At 67.0% G+C, this 5,439-nt stretch carries 1 protein-coding gene; it reads left to right on the top strand.

Annotated elements, in window-relative coordinates:
* Window positions 1-531 precede the first annotated feature (531 nt).
* Complete coding sequence (locus ACHFFR_RS07145; protein WP_394263578.1) at window positions 532-5,184, top strand: DUF3418 domain-containing protein; 4,653 nt, start codon at window positions 532-534, stop codon at window positions 5,182-5,184.
* Window positions 5,185-5,439 lie beyond the last annotated feature (255 nt).

Raw genomic sequence — 5,439 nt, 5'->3', positions numbered from 1 at the left:
CAATCCGCGCGCCGGCATCAAGGGCGATGACACGCTCGTCTTCGTCGTGGACATCTTCGACATCAAAGAATCCGCGTTCAACTTCAATACGCTGCACGACAACTGAGGATGTAGCTGGGCCGGGCGTGCGCCCGGCCCGCTTTCAATCACGATTCACCGCCGGCTACCCGGCGAGCTCCCACGTTCGGCCGTCGTCGACGGCGAAAATGCCCGTCACCCAGCCCTGCCAAGCGCTGCCCGAGCTCCCCGACGCACCAAACGGGCCAAACCTCCGCAGGCGGCGCACTAAACGGGTCGCGAGCGGGCCGACGGCGAACCCAACCGACCCAACCCTCGCTAGCCGGCGTACCAAACGGGTTCCTCTCGTCTAGGCGGCGTACCAAACGGGTTGCAGACCCCCTCGAAAGGTACGCCCTCCTCCGATAGGTACGCCGCCCACCAAAAACCAACCCGAACAGTACGCCGCTTGGGAGAACCCTCGCCCGCCTCCTGAAATAAGGCACCGGGACGACATCTGGCACAATAGTCCCGATGGCCAATCCGACTCCCGATCCCTCGCGCCCGCACGAGCGGGCCGAATCATCGCGCCGTGAAGCGGGCCGACGACGTCGGGGGCGCGGCAAGAACCAACGCGGCGGCAGCAAGCCCAGCGGCAGTGGCGGCGGCAAGAACCAACGCGGCGGGAGTCAGCGTCGCGAGAACCAGCAGGGCAGCCGGCCGGCAGGTGACGATCAGGGTCGCGAGAAGCGGCGCACCAACAACCCCCGCCGCACCAACAACCCCCGGCGCACCAACAACCCCCGCAGCAACAAGCCCCGCGGCCCGCGCCCGTACTCGCCGCAGGAGCTGGACGCCCGGCGCGCGACACTCCCGGCGATCACGTACCCGGAGGAACTGCCGGTCTCGGCTCGCCGAGAAGATATCGCGGCGGCGATCCGCGACAACCAGGTGGTGATCGTCGCGGGCGAGACGGGCTCAGGAAAAACCACCCAGCTACCCAAGATCTGCCTCGAGCTTGGCCGTGGCATCACCGGCATGATCGGTCACACCCAGCCACGGCGCCTTGCCGCCCGCTCTGTTGCGGATCGCATTTGCGAAGAACTCGGCGTGGAACTCGGCGGGGCGATCGGCTATCAGGTTCGGTTCACCGAGCAGGTTTCACGCACCACGCTCGTCAAGCTCATGACCGACGGCATCCTCCTCGCCGAAACGCAGTCGGACCCCGAGCTGCGCAAATACGACACCATCATCATCGACGAAGCCCACGAACGCTCCCTCAACATCGACTTCCTTCTCGGCTACCTCGCCCGCCTCCTGCCGAGACGCCCCGACCTCAAAGTCATTATCACCTCCGCAACAATCGATTCGCAGCGCTTCGCCGAACACTTCGGCCAGCACATGTACGGCGGCTTCCCCGGCAACGAAGCGCCGATCATCGAGGTCTCCGGCCGCACCTATCCCGTGGAGATCCGCTATCGGCCGCTTTACGACGACGGCACAGCCAGTCACGACGACGGCTGGGACGACGCAGTCGGCCAGGGCGGTGGGCAAACCCCTTCCGAGGGACCAAGTCTGACCGCCCGAGGCAGGGGTTCGGCCAACACCCACGGGACGTCCGGCCAGCACGAAGGGCGCGAAAAACTCACGCGCGCGGAAGCCCAGGATCAGGTCTCGGGAATCCTCGATGCCGCCGCCGAGCTCATGGCCGAGGGCCCGGGCGACATCCTCGTCTTCCTCTCTGGCGAGGGCGAGATCCGCGATACCGAGAGGGCGTTCGAGGAGGAGCTCGGAAATCGCTACGTGGAGCCGGGCGGTCGCTCGTCGGTGCCGAACGCCGTCGAGATTCTGCCGCTGTTCGCGCGGCTGTCGGGCCACGAGCAGCGCCGCATCTTCCAGCGCTCCAACCATCGGCGTATCATCCTCGCCACGAACATCGCCGAGACGTCGCTGACCGTGCCGGGCATTCGGTACGTCATCGACCCGGGCACCGCCCGCATCTCGCGCTTCTCGAATAAGACGAAGGTTCAGCGCCTTCCGATCGAGCCGATTTCCCAGGCGTCGGCGAATCAGCGGTCCGGCCGCTCGGGCCGCGTGGCCGACGGCATCGCGATCCGCCTGTACTCCGAGGACGACTTCGCGGCCCGCCCCGAGTTCACCGAGCCGGAAATCCAGCGCACCTCGCTCGCATCCGTCATCCTCCAGATGGCCTCGATGAACCTCGGCTCCGTCGAGGACTTCCCGTTCATCGATCCGCCCGACATGCGGGCCGTGCGCGCGGGCGTCCAACTCCTCGAGGAGATCGGCGCCCTCGAGCCGATGAGCGCGGATGCCCACGGCACCGTCGTCGGCTCGGGAACGCACCTGCTCACGGACACGGGCCGTGCCCTCGCCCAACTTCCCATCGACCCGCGCCTCGGCCGCATGCTGCTCGAAGCCGTGAAGAACGACGCCGCCTCCGAGGTTCTTGTGCTGGTTGCGGCGATGTCCGTCCAAGACGTTCGCGAGCGCCCCGCGGAGTTCCGCGCTCAGGCCGACCAGCTCCACGCCCGCTTCGTGGATCGCACCTCCGACTTTCTCGCCTACCTCAACCTTTGGCGCTACCTTCGCACACAGCAGCGCGAGCTCTCCGGCTCCGCCTTCCGGCGCATGTGCCGCGCCGAGTACCTCAACTGGCTACGCTTCCGCGAGTGGCAGGACGTCGTCCAGCAGCTACGCGAACTCTCGCGCCCGCTGGGCATCGAACTCAAGCCGATCAAGCTCCCCACCAAGGCGCAGCTGCGCGAAGCGGCCGACGAGGAGAAGGATAACTCGCACAACCAGGACGTCGCGCGGGCGGTCAAGGCCCTCGGCCAGTCCGCGGACACGCCCGCAGCCGAGTCCATCCACATCTCAATGCTTGTGGGCCTGCTGTCCAACCTCGGCTCGTGGGACGAGCGAACGAAGGACTACCTCGGCGCTCGCGGCACGCGCTTCGTCATCTGGCCCGGATCCGGCCTACACCGGCGCAATCCCGACTGGGTCATGGCCGCCGAGCTTGTGGAAACCTCGCGCCTGTTCGCCCGCACGGTGGCCCGCATCAAGCCCGAGTGGGTCGAACAAGTGGGCGCTCACCTCGTCAAACGCCAGTACTCGGAGCCGTTCTGGTCCACGCGCCAGGGCGCCGCAATGGCGCACGAAAAAGTCACGCTCTACGGCCTGCCCATCATCGCCGACCGCCGCGTACTCCTGTCGAAGATCGGCACGCAGTCCGCGCGCGAACTCGCCCGCGACATGTTCATCCGCCACGGCCTCGTCGAGGGCGGCTGGCGCCATCACCACGCGTTCGCGAAGCACAACGAGCGAGAGCTGAAGGAGGCGCGCGAGGTCGAGCAGCGGTTGCGGCAGGTGGGATTAGTCGCCGACGACGACGCTCAGTTCACGTTCTTTGACGAGCGGCTTCCCGATCGGATCGTCTCCGGCGGACACTTCAATTCGTGGTGGAAAAAGGAGCAGAAGAACAATCCGGATCTGCTGAACTTCACGCAGGAGTTCCTCCTCGGCGCCACGTCGGTCTCCGACGCCGACTTCCCCGGCGAATGGATCCAGGGCGACATCACGCTCCCGATCGAGTACCACTTCTCCCCCGGCAAGCACGCCGACGGCCTGACAATCGACGTGCCGGTCACGCTGCTGCCTCAGCTCACCGACGACGGCTTCGACTGGCTGGTTCCCGGGATGCTGGACGAGGTCGTCGTCGCCACAATTCGCGCGCTGCCCAAGCCGGTTCGCCGCAACTTGGTGCCGGCGCCCGACGTCGCGCGCGAAATCTCCGCGCTCTTGCCCACGTGGGAGGACGTCGCGCACGGCCAGCCCGGCGCGCCCTCGTTCCGCGAGGCATTCACGGACGCGGTGCGCCGCCTGCGCCAGATCGATATTGAGCCCGCGGACTGGGCGGCCGTCACGCTGCCCGCGCATCTGGAGATCACGTTCCGCGTGCGCTCGGAGCGCGGGGCTGTACTCGACGAGGGCCCGTCGATCTCGGAACTGCAACGCCGCCTCGCACCCCAGACCCGCTCGGCGGTTGAGTCGGTGGTCAAGGGCGCGGTGGCGCAGGCGCTCGACGAGGCGCGCGAGCAGCTCCTGCGCGGTACCGCTTCAGAACACGACGCCGGATCGTCCGGCCAGGGCACTGGTTCCGGCGCCTGCGCCGAGTCCAGCCACAGCGCTGACGACGCCGGTCACGCGGCGCGCGAGGGCGGGCACCGGCGGGCGTCCGCGCCGGCGTGGAATGTTCCCGATGCGGACAATCTCGAGACGTGGCCGGCCAGCTTGCCGGAGCTGCCCGACGTCGTCGAATCGACTGGCCCGCGCGGGATGACGGTGCGCGGATACCCCGCATTTGTGGAGGTGCCGGCGAAGGGCGACGTCAATGTTGCGCTGCGCGTGCTCGCCGAGCCGGCTGAGCAGGTGCGCGATCATCGCCGTGGCCTGATTCGGCTACTTGCCATCGACCTCGCGCTTCCCGAATCGCGCGTGACCTCCCGGTGGACCGGCGAGGAGGCGCTCACGCTCGCGGCCACGCCGTACCCGAGCACCGAGGCGCTCGTCGACGATCTTCAGCTGGCCGCGACGCGCAATATCGCCGACCGCTGGGCGAAGGCCACCTCCAACCCGCTCGGTCGGCTGCGCACGCGCACGGCCTACGACGAAGTGCGCACGCATGCTCGCGAGCGCCTCGAGGACGAGGTTTATCAGCTGGTCAAGGCAACGGTTCGGATTCTGCACGCCTACAGCGAGGTGGATGCGCTGATCCGGGAATCGTCGTCGCTCGCGCTGATTAATACGGTGACGGACGTCCGCGCGCAGGTGAGCGCGCTAGTTTATGACGGCTTTATTTCGGCCACGCCCGAGGAGTACTTCCCGCACCTGATCCGCTACCTGCAGGCGGCCAAGCTGCGGATCGAAAAGGCGGCGACGAATCCTGCGGCTGACGATTCGCTCGCGTGGCAGATCGCCGACGTCGAGGACCGGGTGGACGCCGAGCTCGAGGAGTTTTCCTCCGAAGGGTACAACGCCCAGCGCGCTCAGACACTACAAAAGGCGCGGTGGATGGTTGAGGAACTGCGGGTCTCGCTGTTTGCGCAGCAACTAGGCACGGCGGGCAAGGTCTCGCCGCAGCGCATCAGGAAGCTGCTCCAGCAGTAGCGCGCTGTAACACGCACTGGCAGGGACTGCGCGGCCGTGCCAATCGCGCAGGAGGCACGTTTCATTACTTCACGCCGGACCGGCTGTGTACGCTTCCCCTCCAGCTCGATCCCGAGTTGAGTAGCTACCTCTTGATGGTTGAGCGGCGAGTTCACTCCCTGACCGGCGCCGACGGCGTCGCAGAGCTCGAAGATCTATCCCGCTTCCTCCTTCGATCTGAAGCAATAGCGTCCTCGCAGATCGAGGGAATCGCGC

Origin of the sequence: Trueperella sp. (assembly GCF_043424875.1) — a bacterium.
Lineage (GTDB): Bacteria > Actinomycetota > Actinomycetes > Actinomycetales > Actinomycetaceae > Trueperella.
The sequence above is the reverse complement of the archived record's forward strand: the minus strand, read 5'-3'. Positions and strand labels throughout refer to the sequence as shown.